This is a genomic window from Synergistaceae bacterium (genome assembly GCA_017443945.1).
In the GTDB taxonomy this organism is placed as follows: domain Bacteria; phylum Synergistota; class Synergistia; order Synergistales; family Aminobacteriaceae; genus JAFUXM01.
This window is the reverse complement of the sequence record JAFSXS010000038.1, coordinates 1-20,080: the sequence shown is the minus strand read 5'-3', so window position 1 is coordinate 20,080 and position 20,080 is coordinate 1. Positions and strand designations below refer to the sequence as shown.

At 41.3% G+C, this 20,080-nt stretch carries 14 protein-coding genes and 1 pseudogene; 8 read left to right on the top strand and 7 right to left on the bottom strand.

The genetic code is table 11. The features are described from left to right. Positions 1 to 13 precede the first annotated feature (13 nt). The gene (locus tag IJT21_04035) at positions 14 to 2,212 is read right to left on the bottom strand and encodes an iron ABC transporter permease (protein MBQ7577422.1); all 2,199 of its coding nucleotides are present in this window, start codon (positions 2,210 to 2,212) and stop codon (positions 14 to 16) included. A 69-nt stretch (positions 2,213 to 2,281) separates the two neighbouring features. Beyond that, on the bottom strand, positions 2,282 to 3,283 hold the full coding sequence (locus IJT21_04030) for an ABC transporter substrate-binding protein (GenBank protein ID MBQ7577421.1): 1,002 nt from the start codon (positions 3,281 to 3,283) through the stop codon (positions 2,282 to 2,284). Positions 3,284 to 3,457: 174 nt separating this feature from the next. Between IJT21_04030 and IJT21_04025 the strand changes: the two genes are divergently transcribed. Next, on the top strand, positions 3,458 to 4,681 hold the full coding sequence (locus IJT21_04025) for an iron-containing alcohol dehydrogenase (protein ID MBQ7577420.1): 1,224 nt from the start codon (positions 3,458 to 3,460) through the stop codon (positions 4,679 to 4,681). 59 nt (positions 4,682 to 4,740) lie between these two features. On the opposite strand, the gene IJT21_04020 is transcribed toward IJT21_04025, so the two are convergent. From IJT21_04020 to uvrA, 5 genes and pseudogenes are all read right to left on the bottom strand, one after another. Next, complete coding sequence (locus IJT21_04020) at positions 4,741 to 5,850, bottom strand: glycosyltransferase family 1 protein (protein ID MBQ7577419.1); 1,110 nt, start codon at positions 5,848 to 5,850, stop codon at positions 4,741 to 4,743. Between the two features lie 74 nt (positions 5,851 to 5,924). Further along, positions 5,925 to 7,199 carry an amidohydrolase gene (locus IJT21_04015; protein MBQ7577418.1) on the bottom strand — a complete coding sequence of 425 codons (1,275 nt, stop codon included), beginning with the start codon at positions 7,197 to 7,199 and terminating at the stop codon, positions 5,925 to 5,927. A gap of 3 nt (positions 7,200 to 7,202) precedes the next feature. Next, positions 7,203 to 7,865: a hypothetical protein gene (locus IJT21_04010; GenBank protein MBQ7577417.1), complete on the bottom strand. Its 663-nt coding sequence runs from the start codon at positions 7,863 to 7,865 to the stop codon at positions 7,203 to 7,205. Positions 7,866 to 7,871: 6 nt separating this feature from the next. Continuing rightward, complete coding sequence (locus tag IJT21_04005) at positions 7,872 to 9,116, bottom strand: adenosylhomocysteinase (protein ID MBQ7577416.1); 1,245 nt, start codon at positions 9,114 to 9,116, stop codon at positions 7,872 to 7,874. A gap of 18 nt (positions 9,117 to 9,134) precedes the next feature. Continuing rightward, positions 9,135 to 11,963: pseudogene (gene uvrA, locus IJT21_04000) on the bottom strand (excinuclease ABC subunit UvrA). Positions 11,964 to 12,819: 856 nt separating this feature from the next. On the opposite strand from uvrA, the gene IJT21_03995 reads away from it, so the two are divergent. The 7 genes from IJT21_03995 to IJT21_03965 all read left to right on the top strand — a co-directional run. Beyond that, positions 12,820 to 13,767 carry an alpha-1,2-fucosyltransferase gene (locus IJT21_03995; protein ID MBQ7577415.1) on the top strand — a complete coding sequence of 316 codons (948 nt, stop codon included), beginning with the start codon at positions 12,820 to 12,822 and terminating at the stop codon, positions 13,765 to 13,767. A 54-nt stretch (positions 13,768 to 13,821) separates the two neighbouring features. Next, positions 13,822 to 14,187, top strand: a complete 366-nt coding sequence (locus tag IJT21_03990; protein MBQ7577414.1) for a hypothetical protein — start codon at positions 13,822 to 13,824, stop codon at positions 14,185 to 14,187. Continuing rightward, entirely contained in the window at positions 14,187 to 14,549 is a 363-nt protein-coding gene (locus IJT21_03985; GenBank protein ID MBQ7577413.1) for a hypothetical protein, read from the top strand. The genes IJT21_03990 and IJT21_03985 overlap by 1 nt, the downstream gene beginning before the upstream one ends. After that, positions 14,549 to 16,213 carry a S8 family serine peptidase gene (locus tag IJT21_03980; protein MBQ7577412.1) on the top strand — a complete coding sequence of 555 codons (1,665 nt, stop codon included), beginning with the start codon at positions 14,549 to 14,551 and terminating at the stop codon, positions 16,211 to 16,213. Before IJT21_03985 ends, IJT21_03980 begins: the two co-directional genes overlap by 1 nt. A 79-nt stretch (positions 16,214 to 16,292) precedes the next feature. Beyond that, a complete protein-coding gene (locus IJT21_03975; GenBank protein MBQ7577411.1) occupies positions 16,293 to 17,942 on the top strand; it encodes a S8 family serine peptidase in 1,650 nt (549 codons plus the stop codon). Between the two features lie 12 nt (positions 17,943 to 17,954). Next, positions 17,955 to 19,568 (top strand): S8 family serine peptidase, encoded by a 1,614-nt coding sequence (locus IJT21_03970; GenBank protein MBQ7577410.1) that lies wholly within the window; start codon positions 17,955 to 17,957, stop codon positions 19,566 to 19,568. 88 nt (positions 19,569 to 19,656) lie between these two features. Further along, positions 19,657 to 20,080 (top strand): hypothetical protein (locus tag IJT21_03965; protein ID MBQ7577409.1); only part of this gene is annotated, 424 nt, incomplete at its 3' end.

Here is a 20,080-nt window from a genome sequence, read left to right as displayed (position 1 = left end):
CCCGGCTATTTCATCACGTAACATTTTTCATTAAATTAGAGTTTTCACGCACTAATAACCGCATAATCCCGAATGCTCCGAAAACTATAATTATTAACACTGTCGATAAAACACTTGCGAGCCCGAATCTCAAATTTTCCGAGAAGTTATATATCAAGACCGTTATATGATACCAGCGCGCAGAAATTAAGAAAATTACTGCACTAACAGCCGTCATTGAACGCACAAATGTATATGACAAACTCGACAAGAAAGCCGGACGCACTAAGGGTAATACTATAGTTCTGAAAACTGTTGCTTGATCCGCTCCAAGATCCGTAGCAGCTTCTTCTATCGACGCATCAATTTGACGCAATGACGCAATACCGCCTTCAATTCCGACCGGCAGCTCTCGAATCACGTAATTAATTACAATAATTGCCGCTGTTCCTACAAGAATAATCGGCGCATGATTGAACGCAAGCAGATAGCTTATACCTAATAACGTGCCCGGCAAAGCAAAAGGAGTCATTAACAACATTTCGAGAAATCTTTTACCGTAAAATTTCCGCCTGACAATCAATAAAGCAGCTATCATCGCAATAATTCCCGCAATAGGTGTCGCGATCGCAGCAAGTGTTACAGTGTCAAATAATGCAGTCGTCGAACGCGTAATAGCCTCCGTTATATTTTCAAGACTGAAGGTGTAATCAATTCCCCAGTTCTTGACGAAGCAGCCCGCAAAAATTGTCCCGTAAAGCATTATCAGGAAAATTATTATCGCGAAAATTATTCCCGTCAAAATATGTCTCACTATCGGAGTAGTTAATTCTGTGATTCGTCCTGAAGGTTTGCCCGTTACTGTTACATATGAGCGTTTAGACACCCAGAATCTTTGCACGAGAAAAGCTGTCAACGTCGGCAATAATAACAAAATCGAGAGTGCCGCACCGTGTCCAAGTCTCAGCATACCGGTTACTTCAATATATGACTCTAGCGACAAAACTTTTAAATCGCCGGCCAATAATAACGGGTTCGCAAAATCTGCAAGTGAAGTCGTGAACACTAACAGCCACGCACTTAATAATCCCGGTACAGCAAGCGGCAAAGTTATTGACGTGAAAGTTTTGAGTCTTCCTGCTGATAAATTTAATGAGGCCTCCTCAAAAGTTGAGTCAATCGCCTGCAAGACTCCCGTTAATGTCAAGAAAGCTATCGGGAACATTCCCATTGTCTGAACGAGAACAAGCCCCGGAAGACCGTAAATCGAGAAGTCAAGACCGATGACTCTAAGCCAGCGAGTAATCAAGCCATTGTTGCCGAATAATAATATAATTGACAACGTCAGCGAGAACGGCGGAGAAATTACCGGCAGCACTCCCATTGTAGAAATTAATTTTTTGCACGGGGCATTTGTGCGGGTTACTACAAACGCGAATAAGAATCCTACAAGAGTCGAAAATGTCGCAGTCCAGCAGCCTAATTTCAGACTTCCCCATAACGCCGACATGTAACCTTCTGAATTTAATATACTCTTCCAGACTGACAGCGAAAATTTGCCGTTCTCCAAGAATGAAAGCCTCAAAGCCTCAAATAACGGGTATGCTACAAACGTTAGAGTCATCAAGAATAATCCGGCCAGAGCAAAACCGACTATAGGATCGCGACTCATCATTAACTGCCAGATAACAACAGCAAATAATATGAACGCCCCGAAAAATAAAGTGTTGAGCATTCTCATAAAATTTTGCTCGTTGTCAGTGTGAAACGCAAATATTAACGCGCCTTCTACATCTTGAGTCTTTAAATTTTCAGCCGGTGCAAAAAATATCGCTTGGTCTGACTTATCACCGATTGTCCACGTTTTAGCGGTCCTGTAAATTTCGTCATAAGCTGCATTGTCAAAGCCTTTCGCAAATTCAGGATCGGACGCAGATTTTTCTACGAGTTTTGCAAGTTCTGAGTCTCCTCGCGGTGTGCTTTCTAATTTCTCGCCGGGCATGGGCAGATTTTCGACGTAAACGACTCTGTAATTATTTGAGTCTTCGGCCAAACGCTTTAGCCATTCATCAACATTTTCATGCGTGAAACCTGCTGAGACCGTCTCAACTGTTCTGCGCTGCGAGTCTCTTGCCTGCTTGAGAAATTCATCGCGGACACTCGTATAAATCCAGAATCCGACAAGCACAACAAATAAAATCGTCAGCAAAAAATTTATTACACGTTTATTCAAGTTCTCTGACCTCCTTTACGCATATACAATAATAGCCCCCCGCATTAAAGCAAGAGGCCGCAAAATTATTTATTTTTCCGGAGCTGTTGAAATTTCCTTGTTCCAGCGTTCTAAGAGTCTTTCTTTGTTGGCAGCGTCCCATTGATCGTCTTGATTTACAAGATTCATGCTGTCGAGTGAGAAGCCTGTGCTTGTAGGTGTAGCAAGTTTTGAAAGCGGAATAACGTACCAGCGCGCAATAATGTCCATAGCCTTTTGACCGAGTACCCAGTCATATAATTTTTTCGCGTTGAGAGCATCGGGGCCGCCCTTAAGAATCGACATTGAAGCAGTCTCGAATCCTGTTCCGTCGGAGGGTATAGCGATCTCAATTTTTGCGCCTTCACGCTGTAATTTGATTTGGTCGTGCAAGTAGCCTATTGCAATAGGAATTTCTCCGAGCGCGCAAGATTTCCCCGGTGCTGAACCTGAGCGCGTGAACTGCTCTACACTTTTTGCTAATTCTTTGAAGTATGCAAATGCTTTGTCCTCGTCGCCGTTAAAGACTCTAATAACAGTTGTAATCATGTTATAGGCTGTTCCTGATGTGCTGGGATGTGCGACTCTGACTTTCTTTGCGTATTCCGGCTTGATTAAATCTGCCCAGCTTTTAGGCATTGTGAGTCCTAATTCCTTTGCGCGTTCAGTGTTCATGCAAAAAGCTATAGGCCCGACATAGAGTCCAGTCCAATAATTTTCGGGGTCTCTGTAACGTGATGGAATGCTTGACGCGACTCTTGATCTGTAAGGAGTGGAAAGCCCGCGCAATTTTGCTTCGATATGTTGAGTCCCGACTCCTCCTACCCAAATACTTGCCTGAGGGTTAGCGCGTTCTGCTTCGAGTCTTGCTATTGCCTCACCGCCTGAAAGCCTGACCCATTCGACTTTGATTCCTGTTTCCTTCTCAAATTCGTCAAATAGTGCCTTAGCAAGCGGTTCTTCCATAGTTGTATAAGCCTTCACGACTTCAGCAGCAAATGATGAAGCAGCAAAGACCATCACACAAACGAGAGCAAATACAAATTTTTTCATGTCTGTAAATCCTCCTGACTATAAAATTTATCGAACGTGAGAATATTTTAATCTGACGGGCAATTTTCACACAGAGTAATTCTAACAATAATATAGATAAACGCGTTCTAATAGAATAGAAAAATTTATCAGGTTTTATCACGATTCATAAACGAAAGGATTTGACACTTTATAATGATGAGATTCACTTTACCGCGCGACGTTTTTCACGGCAAAGGCGCACTTGAAGCACTCAAAAATTTAAAGGGTAAGAAAGCAGTTATCTGTGTGGGCGGCGGCTCAATGAAAAAATTCGGGTTCCTCGACAAAGCAGAGTCATATCTCAAATCGGCAGGAATGGAAGTAAGAGTCATTGACGGAATCGAATCAGATCCATCAGTCGAAACAGTAATGAACGGCGCACAAAAAATGTTGGACTTCGGCCCTGATTGGATAGTCGCTATCGGCGGAGGCTCACCAATTGACGCAGCAAAAGCAATGTGGATCAAATATGAATATCCTGACTGCACATTTGAAGACATGTGCAAAATTTTCGGGATTCCTGAATTACGCAAAAAAGCTCATTTCTGCGCAGTATCGTCGACTTCAGGAACAGCAACGGAAGTAACAGCATTCTCAATTATCACCGATTACAAAAAGGGAATCAAATATCCCATAGCAGATTTTGAGATTACGCCTGATGTCGCAATAGTAGACCCTGAACTTGCCGAGACAATGCCGAAAAAATTAGTAGCTCATACGGGAATGGACGCAATGACTCACGCGGTTGAAGCATATGTTTCTACGGCTCATTGCGATTATACGGATCCTTTAGCAATTCACGCAATCGAAATGATCATGAATGATTTAGTGCCTTCATACAACGGAGACATGAAAGCCCGCGATAATATGCATAATGCACAGTGCTTGGCCGGTATGGCGTTTTCTAATGCGCTGCTTGGTATCGTTCACTCAATGGCACACAAAACAGGGGCAGTTTTCGCGGATTACGGCGCACATATCATTCACGGTGCAGCAAATGCAATGTACCTCCCGAAAGTTATAGCCTTCAACGCAAAGGATGAGACCGCTAAAAAACGTTACGGCGTTATAGTTGATTATATGGGAATTGCGGACGAGAAAGCCTCAGACGATGAGAAAGTCGCAGCGTTGATTAAATTTTTGCGCAAAATGAACGACGATTTGAATATCCCTCACTGCATAAAGAATTACGGCGCGGACAGTTACCCGACAGAAAACGGTTTTGTGCCGGAAAAAGTTTTTCTTGAGAGACTGCACGACATCGCAGTAAATGCCATTGCGGACGCTTGCACGGGGTCAAATCCGAGACAGCCTTCAGTTGAAGAAATGGAGAAGCTGTTAAAGTGCTGTTATTACGATACAGAAGTAGATTTCTAGTGAAGTAAAAATTTGTGAAGGAGAAAGAATGAGATAATTTGTTCTTCCTCCTTTAATTATTATATGCCCAATAATTTGCAGTACCAGCGAGTCATTTTTTCTGCCTGCGTCTTGATGTCGAACCCGAATTTTTTTGCAGAGTCGCTCATGTCTTTGCGTTCGTGGTTAGCTGAAATTCTCAATGCTTCCTGCGCCCATTTATTAGGGGACTCTTTCAGCGATAAGAATTTAAATGAGTCACAAAATTTTGTCTCACTCGTAACTGTATCAGCACAAAGCACAGGCAAGCCCGCAACTTGAGACTCACTCCCTACGACCGGCAGACCTTCATAAAGACTCGGCAATATAAACACGTCCATAGCTTGATAATAATCCTGCATATTATGAACGCTGCCGAGAAAAATAACGCTTTCATCAAGTCCGAGCGAATGAACTTTTTTGCGTATTTTGTCCATTAACGGCCCGTCGCCAGCAAGCAATAAAATCGAGTCAGGCTTTAACTTGTGAATCTCGTTGAAAATATCAATCAGGAATACATGATTTTTTTGCGTCATAAACCGCCCTGAATGACCGACTACAAATTTATTGCTGATATTTAACTCTTGACGGACTGACTCACGCTTTATGGGATTATATGCAAATTTTGATGTCTCTATTGCGTTCGGCCAGATTAAGACTTTTCCTGACTCCATTGCCTTATTACCGAAGAGCCACCGTCCTGCATGATTAGAACATGCGCACCATTCAGTAGCAAAAGTTTTCGAGAACAAACGCAAAGTATATTTCATCACGTTTCTAGCAAATTCGCCGCGTCCTGCTGTGCTTTGACTGAGAGCGACTCTTACGGGAATACCTGCACGCCATGCCGCAAACAACGGAAAGACAGACAACGAATTTATATGCGAGAACACTAACGGATAATTATTTTCACGAAAAATTTTAGACAACGCTCTCTGATATGCAAATTGCTTCTGATACGGAGGCACAATTATAATTTTTCCGCCCAAATCTTTTATCTGCTTTTCCTGAAGATGTGTAGAGTCCTCGTCTATTATGCAGTCATATTGAATTTTATCTCTGTCTATAAATTTATAGTACGCGAGAAATGCAGACTCAACTCCGCCGTTTCTCATTTTGCCGATTATGTGTGCGATTCTTATGGCTGTCAAAAAATTTTCCTCCTGTTCGCGCTTTCCGCCGCCGAGCGGGGTGGGTGGGTGGGAGCGAGGCGGCGGCTATAAAACTATTTCGTGATTGACTCTCTTGCCTCGCGTGCCTTCTGCAAAATTTCTTCGCGGTCAAGTGTTGGAAATTCACCGTTTTTATATAGCCATTTACCGTTTATCATTGTGCCGATTACGTCTGCTGAACTTCCTGCATAGACGATATAAGCTGCAAGATTTTCATTATTTACGCCGATATAGTGAGGTTTGTCGAGATTAACGAGCACCAAATCAGCGCACCATCCCTCGCGAATCATTCCTTTTTGCGAGAAACCATAAGCCCGCGCGCCTTCATATGTTGCCATTCTCAACACGTCAACAGCAGGAACGCATACAGGATCGCGGTTTACTCCTTTGTGCAGTAATGCAGCTGTTCTCATTTCCTCCCACATATCGAGACGGTTATTACTTGAAGCTCCATCTGTGCCGAGTGCGACGGGAAAATCTTTATCGAGCCATTTTGCAAGGGGCATTACTCCGCTGCCTAGCTTTAAATTACTGCATGGATTATGAATCAACGTTATATTATTCGCGTCAAGATTTATTTCTGGGTCAAGATAAACCGCATGAGCAAGAGTCAAATAAGGCACGTCAATTAAACCTGTCTCACGTAAATAATTTTCCGGAGTCATTCCGAGATTCTCAAGTTCTCCGAGTGTCTCTAAAAAATGGAAGTGAACGCCGAGCCCGTGAGATTTTGCAGAGTCGCTGATTAACTTCATTGACTCAACCGGCACAGTATAAGGCGCATGAGGCCCAATCTGTACAGTTATTAAACCTTCACGGCCATGATATTTTTCTGCGAGGTCTAAATTATTTTGCAGTGAACGTTCAATTTTTCCGGGCTCGCCTGCTGTAATTCCCCGGCATAAAGCAGCACGCATTCCAGCACCTAATACGGCATCGGCGACTCTTTCCATCGAGAAATACATATCAGCAAAACAAGTTGTCCCGGTCTCTAACATTTCAAGCATTGACGATAAAGTACCCCAGTAACTATAATCGGGCGTTAATTTATCTTCAACGGGCCAAATTTTATTTTGCAGCCATTCCATTAAGGGAGCTTCCTCGCCGAGTCCCCGCAATAAAATCATAGCTGCGTGGGTGTGAGCGTTCACAAATCCCGGAATAACCGCCATTTTTCCATGACCTGAAATAATTTTATCTGCGCTTGGCGGAGTCTGTGAGGAGTCAATAATTTCTGCGATCCTTCCTTTAGATACTAACATGTGAACACGTTCGGCCTTTGTCCGTGAGCCGTCGAGAATTAATACATCTTTAAATAGTGTAGCCATTTCTTACTCCTTTACGTAGGGTTCTAAAAATTTCATCCAGTGAAGAATCCCGGCACCATTCATGTGAACCCCGTCAACTGTGTAACGTTCGGGCATGTTGTCATCTTCAGCAAAAAATTTGTGAACGTCTAATAATTTGCAGCCTAAATCTTTTGCTATATCCGGTAAAAGCTCATTCACTGCATTAATTATATTGCTTGGCCGTCTAGTTTCAAATTTGCCGTTGTTGACGACTGGTAAAAGGGTCTCAAGATAAATTTTTGTTGCGGGCGAACCTGCTTTGACTCGTTCTATAATTTTTCTGATATTTGCTGCAATATCAACCGGAGCAACGTTATAAACTATATCATTGATTCCGATTTCTATAAATAATTTTGCGGGCTTTCTTGATATTATCTCGCCTAACCTGTGAAGCACGCCCGTTGTTGTGTCGCCTGCTATACCGCGATTAATGACTCTCAAGTCCGGGAATACCTCATGAAATTGTATATAGTCCGTCAAACTGTCGCCCAAGAAAATAATCTCGTTCTCATATTTCGGCATTGATTCATAAATACTAGTTTTTATCATGTAATAAGGCTCGTTAATGTGAGTGCCTGCTGTTCGTGCCAGTGATGGACTGACAATAAGCGCAATTAATGCAAATGCACACAAAAATTTTTTCACGATAAATTACTCCTGCCAGCCCTTCATGTATTCGACCTGCTCATCAGTCATTGAGTCAATATTTACGCCCAGTGCCGCAAGTTTTGATTCCATTACTGCGCGGTCAATTTCTTCAGGAACAGGATATAAACCGGCCTTCAATTTATGCGTGTAAATGTAGAGTGCTGACTCTAACTGCAGTGAAAAACTTAGATCCATTATTTCAATCGGGTGTCCGTCTGCACATGCTAAATTTGTGAGTCTTCCTTCACCGAGCAAATTAATTCTCCGGCCGTCATGCATTATGTAAGTGTCAATATTATCGCGCAATTTCTCAACATGATCCGACAAAGCGTTTAAATCGGGCTTGCTGATTTCCACGTCAAAATGTCCTGCGTTGCCGAGAACTACTCCGCTTTTCATGCGTTCGATGTGCTCGCGTCTGATTACGTGAATATTGCCCGTGAACGTCAAGAAAATATCTCCGAGCGGTGCAGCTTCTTCCATGCTCATGACTCTAAAACCGTCCATGAGTGCTTCACATGCTTTGTGAGGGTCAACTTCTGTAATAATAACGTGTGCGCCATTTCCGGCAGCTCTCATTGCAGCACCGCGACCGCACCAGCCATAACCGGCAATAACGACAGTTTTTCCCGCAACAATCATATTTGTAGTGCGAATAAAGCCGTCCCATACTGATTGGCCTGTACCGTAACGATTGTCAAATAAATATTTGCTCAAAGCGTCATTAACGTCAATCATCGGGAATTTCAGAACTTTTTGCGAGTTCATTGCGCGCAATCTCTTAACGCCTGAAGTAGTTTCCTCCGAGCCTCCTAAAATATTAGGAATCAAATCCGGGCAGTCTTTGTGAACAGTTGCAACAACGTCCGCGCCGTCATCGATTATTACATTAGGTTTATAGCTCAAAACTTTATGAACGTAATTAAAATATTCTTCCGTAGTCATGCCCCTGTGTGAATAAACATGAACGCCGTTTTTTGCAAGAGCTGCGCAAATATCATCCTGCGTTGAAAGTGGATTACTTCCGCAAGCTGCTACTTTTGCGCCGAGTTTTGTAAGAGTGATTAATAAATTCGCCGTCTTAGCTTCCAAATGCAGACAAGCTGCGATAACAGCTCCCTTGAAAGGCTGCGAGTCCTTATATTTATTATACAAAAACTGCAATGAGGGCATATACTGCCACGCCCAGTTAATTTTATTCTGTCCGCGTTCTGCGAGTGATAGATCTTTGACTTCATAGTCTGCCATAAAAATTTTTGCTCCTTACTAATTATAATTTGCTAATTCTTTCGTGTACTGCTTTAAAAATTTTGCTGTGTAACCTTTGCCGTTATTGATAATTTCTTCAGGTGTTCCCGACGCTACAAGATTTCCGCCCCGTTCGCCGCCTTCCAAGCCTAAATCAATTATATAATCAGCTGACAATAACACGTCTAAATTATGTTCAATAAATATAACAGTGCTTTTGCTTCTGTCAATTATCCTATGAATTATATCAAGCAATTTCTTAACGTCCGTATAAAATAATCCCGTTGTAGGTTCATCGAGCAAATAAAGAGTCCTCCCGCCGAACTTTTTTGATAATTCTTTAGAGAGTTTAACGCGTTGTGCCTCGCCCCCCGAAAGAGTCAAAGCCGATTGACCCAATTTTATATAGCCTAATCCAGCGTCTTGAATCAACTTCAATTTATTTGCGATTTTGGGAATCTCAGCGAAAAAATTTAATGCCTCGTCTACCGTCATTGCTAGAACGTCAGCGATATTCTTATTCTTGAAGCGAACTTCTAAAGTTTCATGATTATAGCGAGTACCTTTGCATACTTCACAGTCAGAGTAAATATCCGGCAAAAATAGCATTGAGGTCTTAACACTGCCCGCACCCCCGCAAGACTCACAGCGTCCGCCCTTAACGTTAAAGCTGAATCTTCCTGCATTGTAACCGCGAACTTTTGAGTCAGGAAGACTCGCAAAAAATTCACGAATCAACGAGAAAACGCCCGTATATGTCGCAGGATTTGAACGCGGAGTCCGTCCGATTGGGCTTTGATCGACTAATACAATATTGTCAAAAAATTCTGCTCCCTGAATCGAGTCAAATTTTCCGGGCCGTTCGCGAAAATCTTTATCCAGAATTCTCCGCAAACCCTTATAAAGCACGTCATAAAGAAAACTGCTTTTGCCCGAACCTGATACACCGCTTATACAAGTAAAGACTCCAACGGGAATATCAATATTTAAATTTTTCAAGTTATTGTGTGAAGCTCCTAAAACTTTTAGCCAGCCGATTGGATCACGCCTTTTTTCTTTCTTGACGATGCCAGATGACTCGCCGCGCAAATATTTAGCTGTCTGACCGTCAGTCTTTAACACGTCTTCATAAGTGCCGGAATATAAAATTTGTCCGCCTCCCTCGCCTGCACCGGGGCCAAGTTCGATTAATTCATCAGCAGCCTGCATTGTCTCGCGGTCATGTTCTACAACTATTACTGTGTTGTCGAGACTCTTAATTGATTTCAGCGAGTTAATTAATTTCTGCGTGTCCCGTGAATGCAAACCGATTGTAGGTTCATCAAGCACATAAAGAACGCCGCTTAAATTCGATCCTATTTGAGTCGCTAACCTGATTCGCTGACTCTCACCGCCCCAAAAATTATAAGCACGACTCAATAACTACAAATAACCGACTCCGACATCAACAAGGAAATCAAGACGCTTGACAATTTCATTTATTACCTGCTCAATGATTGAACGTTCATATTTTGAGAGCTTGAAATTTTTTATCACGTCAACGAGCTTTTCAACGGGCATGACTAATAAATCACCGATAGTAAATCCCGATACTTTCACGTTTAGAGCCTCTTGACGCAATCTCAAGCCATGACAAGTTTTGCAAATATCTTCTTCTCTGTACTGCGCGACTTCTTCAGCTACATTTTCATTATCTGCGAACCATTTTAATTTTTCCTCCAGCCACCCGACAACACCTTCATAACGTCCCATATAAGGCCGGGCAATTCCTTTTTCGTCAAATATCATCGGTAATTTCTCATCGCCGCTGCCGTTCCATATGAAATTCTGCGCTTCAACGGGTAAATCTTTATAAGGCTGAGTCAAGTCCCATTTGTGTTTATCTGCAAATAATTTCAATTTCTCGATTACATGAGGCTTTGACTTCCACGGGATAATTGCGCCTTCAAGAACTGAACGATCCGGATTTATTGCAAGTTCGCGCGAAAAATGTTCGTGGCTTCCGAGACCTCCGCAATCGGGACAAGCTCCAACGGGATTATTGAACGAGAATAAACGCGGCTCAATTTCGGGGATGCTCGTTTCACAATCAGGACATGAATAATTTTCCGTCATTGTGTATTCCTGCTTGCCTTCAGGTGAGATTAACACATAACCGTTTGAAAGTTTTAATGCTGCCTCGACTGATTCTGCGATTCTTGTGCGCCTGTCCTGCGAAATTTTTAACCGATCAATGACTATTTCTATGTAGTGGCGTTTGTTCTTGTCTAGTAAAATTTCTTCCTCAAGAAATAAAATATTGCCGTCGACCCTTGCACGTGTGTAGCCTTGAGTCCTGACTTGTGCGAATAAATTTTTAAATTCACCTTTTTTGTTGCGTACTAAAGGCGAAAGAATCTCAACGCGCGAGTCATTTTCCTGAGTCAAAATGTAGTCAAGAATTTCATCGATTGAATGACGCTGTACAGGTTTCCCGCATTTAGGACAGTGAGGGACTCCGATTCTGCCATATAAGAGTCTGAAATAATCGTAAATTTCTGTAACAGTCCCGACAGTAGATCGCGGATTATGTCCGGTTCCCTTCTGCTCGATTGATATAGCAGGTGAAAGTCCGGAAATTTCGTCGACATCGGGTTTTTTCTGGACACCTAAAAATTGGCGCGCATATGCAGATAAAGACTCAACGTAACGCCGCTGACCCTCTGCATATAACGTATCGAATGCGAGCGAAGATTTACCCGACCCGGACGGCCCTGTGATTACAATTAATTTGCCGCGTGGAATGTCTATATCGATATTCTTTAAATTGTGCTCGCGTGCGCCTTTGATTGAAATTTTGTCGCTCAAAAAATTTTTTCCTCCGTAAATAATTATTTAATTTTGTAAGCCTATATTACGTAACTCTGCTGCGGGATAATTAATTTTTCCTGCAAATCTTGAATAAAGTTATTCTCCGTCTACTAAATTTTATGCTCTTGTTCTCCCGCAATAAGACTCAAACGTGTAAATGTGCCTGCTGTCATGGAACGTACATAAACTTCATGTCTGTCCCTGAACACCTGTCTAAATGTAATTCCGGAAAAACTAGCTCAATTTTTATATCCGGCAAAAAACTTAGAATTAACTTAATAGTACCCCCAATTAAAAACTGTAATAAATGATAACATAACATATTTCAGAAGATTATCGCAAAGAAGGACACACATAAAACAGACGTGTGGCATTAATCACAATCCCACAATAGGAAAAAGCTGAAGGAAGAAGGAACATCAAAGAACGAAATATTTTTGTTGAGCTTATATATTAAATTTGTTGTATGTGTGCGACCCGTTTTTTTCGCGCCCGTAATAATAAATGCACGTTTATGAAAGACTTTATTGCGTGAAGGCTTATAAATTACCTCTTGAGTCTCTCATAAAATTTGCGTGATAATTTATCGTGTGAAATAAAATTTTTTGCGCGAAAAATAAGCTGCTAATAAAAAATTTTTCTGCGTGAGACTTTGCGATAAGATTAACGATGCAACTTTTTTGTATTAGCAAAAGTATTAGTAAATCATAACTTTGTGAATAAATGCGCGAAGAAATTTTCACAAACATTATAGCATAACAGTGATATAATTATTCGCGATAAAATACGAAAAAAGGAGCTTGACAAAATAAAAAATGGCCGTCAATAAAATTTTTTCGGAGTGCGCAAAATCATGATTATCACGTGTATAATTCCTTACGCCGGAATCGGTAATCAAATGTTCATGTATGCAGGTGGATTAGCGGCGGCTCAAAGGCTTAATGCGAAACTTGCTTTAGCTCCACGCAGCTTTGATAATGTAACTAGAGAAGGCAGACCCTACCAATTAAATAATTTTCCGGCAATAACAGAAAATTTTGCTTCGTTTTGGGAGTTCTGGAAAATTTCTCCGCGTAATGCTATATTGGATTTTATGGATTACCATTATTCTTATACTTCGATTAAGCGTTACCAGTTATTCAGGCGTTTAATGCGTAAAATATTATTGAAGTGTTGCGCGCATTCATCCAGTAAAAAAATTTATAAACCTTCGTATAGTTCTTATTCGCCGGAATTTGAGAATATACAAGACAATACTTACATGATAGGTTACTGGGAGTCAGAAAAAATTTTCAGCAATATATCAGATTTAGTGCGCAAAAAATTTAAATTCGCTGATTCGTGCTTCAATCCGGAACTAACCGCAAAAATAAAATCTTGCAATTCTGTAGCTCTTCACGTCAGGCGCAGCGATAAACTTAATCACGAGTGGCACTGGGGATCAAACGAAAATTATATCAGGGCAGCAATCGAAAAAATTTACTCACTCACTGATAATCCGGAATTTTTTGTGTTCAGTGATGATATTGATTATTGCCGCGAAAATCTCCCGAAAATTTACCCCGACGCAAAATATAATTTTATATCACAGACTCCAGCTCAAGATATGGCTCTAATTACTATCTGCAAGCACGTTATAACAGCTCCGTCGACTTTCAGCTGGTGGGGTGCGTGGCTCAACGAGAATCCCCGAAAAATTATAATTGCTCCAGATATAAATTTATGGTACAAAGATTTAACTCCTGAGATTATAGCAGACAGAAAATATTTACTCCCAGAAAGTTGGATAAAAATTAATTAATTATAGTTTATACTATGTCCAAATCATATTTTATTGTGAGGAGGACTTATTTATATGCGAAAAATTTTATTGTCAGTTATTGTGCTAGTTCTTGCGTGTTCGTGTGCATGGGCTGAGTCAAATTTCGTGAATGGCGATGTATTAGTTATTATGCGCGCTCCTGAAGGCGTGAACGAACTTACTAGCGAATTTCTTAATAGTCCGGAATGTGCAGAATATATCTCAAGTGCACTAGATCCCATTGACGCAAAATTAATTACTCTCTATGACGCTATTTCTTGGGCAGATGGAAAATTACATTTTTTAGCACGCTCAGAGACTAACTCAACAGAAAAAATGATAGCAGCTCTTAAGGCAAACCCGAATGTTATCACAGCTTCACCGAATAGAATTAATAGACTTAGAAGGAGAGTCAGATAATGCGAAAAATTTTAGCGTTATTTATTCTAGTTATTGCGTGTTCGTGCGCATGGGCTGAGTCAAATTTCGTGAATGGCGATGTATTAGTTATTATGCGAGCTCCTGAAGGCGTGAACGAACTTACTAGCGATTTTCTTAATAGTCCCGAATGCGCAGAATATATCTCAAGTGCACTAGATCCCATTGACGCAAAATTAATCACTCTCTATGACGCTATTTCTTGGGCAGATGGGAAATTACATTTTTTAGCACGCTCAGAGACTAACTCAACAGAAAAAATGATAGTTTCTCTACAAGCAAATCCGAATGTTATCACAGCTTCACCGAATAGAACTAATAGACTTATAAGGAGAGTCAGGTAATGCGAAAAATTTTATTGTCAGTTATTGTGCTAATTCTTGCGTGTTCGAGTTCGTTTGCAGGCGAATTTGTGAAGGGCGACGCTATTGTCGTATTCAAATCTAATGAGTCAGTTACTATCGCAGGACTCAAAAATGGCGGAAATTTATTAGCTTCCGTAAATGCTGCCGTAAGTTCCGTCAATGCAAGCGTAAAAAATGTCTACAGCTCACTATCAGAGTCAGATAATAAAATCTTCGTTCACGTTCATTCAGACTCTAAGACGACCGAGCAGTTAATCACAGATCTATTAAAGCGTGATGACGTTCTTGCAGCCTCACCTAACAAAATTAACCGGCCAAGAGAAACACGACCAAACGATAAATATTATAATCAATTATGGGGACTTGAGAAAATTAACGCTCCTTCAGCATGGGACACTACAACAGGCAGTGAAAATATTTATGTCGTCGTAATGGATTCAGGAGTCTATACTCACCCGGATTTATCGCAAAATATCGCAGCTGATTACGCTCGTGATTTCAGCGACACATCAGACTGGTCAAACGATGAGGGAGGCCACGGGACTCACGTTGCAGGCACTATCGGCGCAGTAGGAAATAACGAAATAGGAGTCGCAGGCGTAAATTGGAACGTCAAAATTATTCCCATCAAAATCGAGAACTCTGACGGAACTATGCCAGACAGTAATATCATTAACGCATTCAATTATTTAACTGAACTCTTGCGCGATAATCCTAATATGAAAATTGCCGCTGTTAATATGTCGTTCGGTGGGTATTCGAGTTATACGCCTCAAGAAGCAGTTACTAAAGACGCTACATATGCCGTATACAGTGCATTTGATAAATTGAATCGCTGTCTAATGGTCGCAGCTGCAGGCAACGAGGGAATCACAGAACAAGGCCCTATGCCCTTCACGCAGCCTAATGTTGAATGGGAAATATACGGCTATAAATACCCGACTTTTTACGCAGGTGATTACGATTATCCTATTTCATATATCGGACTTAATAATTTAATCGCTGTAGGGTCTATCAATGTAAGCAATGACGCGCCGGATTTTACTAATTTCGGCGATGGTGTTCATGTAGCAGCTCCCGGAGTTAGAGTATTAAGCACTTATAAACCGGTCGGCGAATCAAAAGATGTATATATTCGTATGAGCGGGAATTCAATGGCGACTCCTCATGTAACAGGTTCTATCGCCCTTCTTGCGTCTGCATACCCTCAAGCTACAACGACACAGCTAAAGACGGCATTATTTCAGGGTGCTAACTCAAATATTAACCCCTTAGCTTATCCGTATAAATATAAATGCGAACTAGCCCCGGAAATCGCAGAAGCCATAGTCGAGCAATTAATATCAGATGACCAAATACAGCCGGCAGACAAAGAGTCAGAAATTCAGAAATATACAAATTTAATTATAGACGGCCTGAAAGTTTATGAATCTCTTGACGGAAAATATAAAGTCTCGAAATATGGGCTAATTGATGTAAACGCGTCGTTAAGCCTTCTCGCCGGCTTTGTCGCAAATAATGAATATCTCGAACCCGTTGACGATGAATCAGAAAATATCTATACAGGCTCAGGGCCGGGAGGGTGTAATATTTTTGCGGGATTATTTATTTGTGCAGGTCTGCTATTATTGACGAAAAAATAAAGTCAAAGGCAAAACCTTTTTTGCAGACGGTGCCGTCCCGTTGGTCGCAGCAAAAGCAAAAATTTATGGAGGTCATATCATGAGAAAAATTTTATTGTCAGTTATTGTGCTAATTATTGCGTGTTCGTGTTCATTTGCAGGAGAATTTATCGAGGGCGACGCACTTGTAATCTTCAAGTCTCCGGAAAATCAGCAGGTTACTATATCAGCTCTCAAAAACGGGAATTTATTAGCTTCCGTAAATGCTGCTCTAAGTTCCGTCAATGCAAGCACGAAAAATGTTTATGAGATTCTATCAGAGTCAGATAACAAAATTTACGTTCATGTTCATTCAGACTCACTCACAACAGAGCAGTTAATCACTGAATTATTAAAGCGCGATGACGTTATAGCAGCCTCGCCGAACAAAATTAATCACGTAACAAAGACTCCTAATGACAAATTTTATAGCGAGTTATGGGGACTCGAAAAAATTAACGCTCCTTCAGCATGGGACTACACAACAGGCAGTAAAGATATTTATATTGCAGTAATTGACTCAGGGTTCTATCAGCACGAGGATTTATTGCCGAATATCGCAGTTGAATACGCAAAAAGTTTCATCAGCTCCGAGCCCTGGTACTATGACTCATTCGGACACGGTGAACACGTCGCAGGCACTATCGGCGCAGTCGGAAATAACAACATCGGCGTAACTGGCGTTAATTGGAACGTGAAAATTATTCCCCTCAAAGTCGGCGGAAAAGATGTCGGTCTTCCTGATGATAAAATTGTTGAGGCAGTAAATTATTTAGTCGGCCTCCTTCGTGATAATCCTGATATGATAATGCCAGCTGTTAATATGTCGTTCGGGGGTTATTCAGATTTCACGCCTTCAGAAGCTATAACTAAAGAAGTTATGTACAGCGCATATAAAGTCTTTGACAATCTGAACCGCTCAATAATGGTAATAGCTGCCGGAAATGAATCAATGCCCGTCGGAAAGCCCGCACCTTTTGACCAGCCTTTATATGAATGGCAGACAATGTATCATCTAGAATCACCGGAATATAAAAAAGGTCAATACGTTTATCCGCCGTCATATATCGGATTAAATAATGTTATCGTCGCCGGAGCAGTTGACTCAAGCGACAAAGCACCTGACTTCTCAAACTGGGGAGAATCTGTCGACATCATTGCACCAGGTCAGCAAATTCTAAGCACTTATACAATTGACGCAAGCAGCTCGCCTGAAGGTGAGACTCAGCCGTATGTTTCTCTTGATGGTACGTCAATGTCAGCTCCTCACGTTACGGGAGCAATAGGTTTATTAGCTTCAAGATTTCCCGACGCAACACCTTCACAAATTAAGCGTGCATTACTTCAAGGCGCAAATAAAAATATTAATCCCCTCATTTATCCGTATCAATATAAATTAGATTATATTCTGCCGATAATCCCTTATCTTGTAAGCAGAGACATAGCAAGAAATATAATTTCAGAAGATAAACGCGAGGAAGAAATTTCACGGCGCACTCAGGAAGCTATTGACGGCCTCAAAGATTATCAAGCACTTGACGGAAATTATAAAGTCTCCCGTTACGGCCTGCTTGACGTTTATTCAGCTATGAACGAATTAGAGTTAATTATCGCGCAGGAAAATCGTAATATCTCAAGTTCGGGAGGATGTAACATTTTTGCGGGAATATTTATTTGTGCTGGTCTGCTATTATTTACGCGTAAAAAATAGGGAGGTCATATCGTGAGAAAAATTTTGTTGTCATTGTTTATGCTAGTTCTTGCGTGTTCTAGTTCGTTTGCAGGTGATGCTCTTGTAGTCTTCAAGTCTCCGGAAAATCAGCAGGTTACTATATCAGCTCTCAAAAACGGGAATCTATTAGCGTCAATAAATGCTGCCGTGAGTTCTGCCGGTGCTAGCGTCAAAAATGTTTATGAGTACTTATCAGAGGCCGATAATAAAATTTTCGTCTACGTTCATTCAGACTCGCTCTCAACTGATGAATTAATCGCAAATTTTAAGGCTCGTGATGATGTTATAGCCGCCTCACCTAACAGAGTCAATCATCTAACAAAGACTCCTAATGACGAATTTTACAGCGAGTTATGGGGACTTGAACGCATACAAGCTCCTAGAATGTGGGATACTAATACAGGAAGTGATAATATTTATGTTGCGATCATGGATTCAGGTTTCTATCCCCACCCTGATTTAGTGCCTAATATCGCAGAAAAATACGCGCGTTCATTCGTTGAGGGCGATACTCAAGGCTGGCAGTATGACCCGCTCGGACACGGTGAACACGTCGCAGGCATTATCGGCGCAGTCGGTAATAACAATATCGGCGTAACAGGCGTAAACTGGAAAGTTAAAATTATCCCGCTCAAAGGCTTTGAGGCAAACGAAATTATCGCAGGATTAAATTATTTAACGCAAATCATAAAGGAAGATCATATCAAAGTCGCTGCTATTAATATGTCGTTAGAAGGCTTTTCCAGCGAATCACCGGCCGAAATGCTAAATGACGCGTGGTATTTAGCTATGAAAGCATTTGACGATTTAAATTATTCTGTGTTCGTTATTGCAGCCGGCAACGAGGGAATTAATACAGGAAGTCCTACACCTTTTACACAGCCACAATTTGAATGGGAGTTCATGTACAATTTAACAGAGCCTGAATATAAAGCGGGACAATATATTTATCCTGCAAGTTCTATTCTGAATAATAAAATCGTAGTCGGAGCAACTGACTCAAGCGATAAAGCAGCTTATTTCACTAATTGGGGAGAATCAGTCGATATTTGCGCGCCCGGTTGTGAAATTTTGAGCACTTATACCCCAGACGCTGATGACTATGACGGCACAGCACCTTACGTTTATAAAGTTCTTAACGGCACATCAATGTCAACACCTCACGTCGCGGGAGCAATTGCACTTCTCGCAGCAGAATACCCGAAAGCTACTCCTGCACAACTCAAAGCAGCTATACTTCAGGGAGCAGACAAAAATATTAATCCGCTGGTCTACCCGTATCAATATAAATTAAATACGGCAGTCGAGAAAATCAAGAAAATAGTAAATGAAAGTCTCGACAAAGGCGCATTAACTCAACAGGAGGCAGACGCAGAAATTATTTCACGCACTCAGGCAGCACGCATAGCACTTAGTGATTATGAGGAGTTCGACGGAAAATATAAGATTTCCAAATACGGCCTTCTCAACGTGAGAGCTTCATTAAGCGCATTAGAGACAATTATTTATCGGGATCACGCGAAAGAAGGCAGCAAGGGCGGAGGCTGTAACATTTTTGCGGGAGTGTTTATCTGCGCGATTCTATTCTTGCGTAAAAGAGTGTAAACCGCGAAAAAATTAGCGTCCTGACGAGTATAAAACTTGCCGGGACGTTTTTTTGTGTGCTAATATAACCGGAAAAAGGAGTCTCACAATGCAGCAAATTAGCTCTCACTCACAAAATTTAATTGACGAAAAAATTAATGCACTCGCTGAAATATTCCCGGAGGCCGTAACTGAATCTTTTAACGATGACGGCGAATTAATTAAATCAGTAGACTTTGACATTTTACGGCGGGAACTCTCAAATAATTTTGTTGACTCAACTAAGCAGCGTTACTCGTTCACTTGGCCGGAAAAAGATATTACACTCACTCAAGCAATGAGACCTACAACAAAGACTCTAAGGCCGTTAATTGACAAGTCAGCAGGCAGATACGGCACAGAAGGAAATTTTGACAGCGAAAATATTTACATTGAGGGCGATAATTTAGACGCGTTGAAAATTTTGCATGAGACTTATTTGCGCAGGGTGAAATTAATTTACATAGACCCGCCTTATAACACGGGAAAAGATT

Coding starts and splice junctions, on each gene's coding strand:
- IJT21_03990 (MBQ7577414.1), top strand. CDS start 13,822: ATGCGAAAAATTTTATTGTCAGTTATTGTGCTAGTTCTTGCGTGTTCG.
- IJT21_04005 (MBQ7577416.1), bottom strand. CDS start 9,116: ATGGCAGACTATGAAGTCAAAGATCTATCACTCGCAGAACGCGGACAG.
- IJT21_04025 (MBQ7577420.1), top strand. CDS start 3,458: ATGATGAGATTCACTTTACCGCGCGACGTTTTTCACGGCAAAGGCGCA.
- IJT21_04030 (MBQ7577421.1), bottom strand. CDS start 3,283: ATGAAAAAATTTGTATTTGCTCTCGTTTGTGTGATGGTCTTTGCTGCT.
- IJT21_03980 (MBQ7577412.1), top strand. CDS start 14,549: ATGCGAAAAATTTTATTGTCAGTTATTGTGCTAATTCTTGCGTGTTCG.
- IJT21_03985 (MBQ7577413.1), top strand. CDS start 14,187: ATGCGAAAAATTTTAGCGTTATTTATTCTAGTTATTGCGTGTTCGTGC.
- IJT21_03995 (MBQ7577415.1), top strand. CDS start 12,820: ATGATTATCACGTGTATAATTCCTTACGCCGGAATCGGTAATCAAATG.
- IJT21_03975 (MBQ7577411.1), top strand. CDS start 16,293: ATGAGAAAAATTTTATTGTCAGTTATTGTGCTAATTATTGCGTGTTCG.
- IJT21_04015 (MBQ7577418.1), bottom strand. CDS start 7,199: ATGGCTACACTATTTAAAGATGTATTAATTCTCGACGGCTCACGGACA.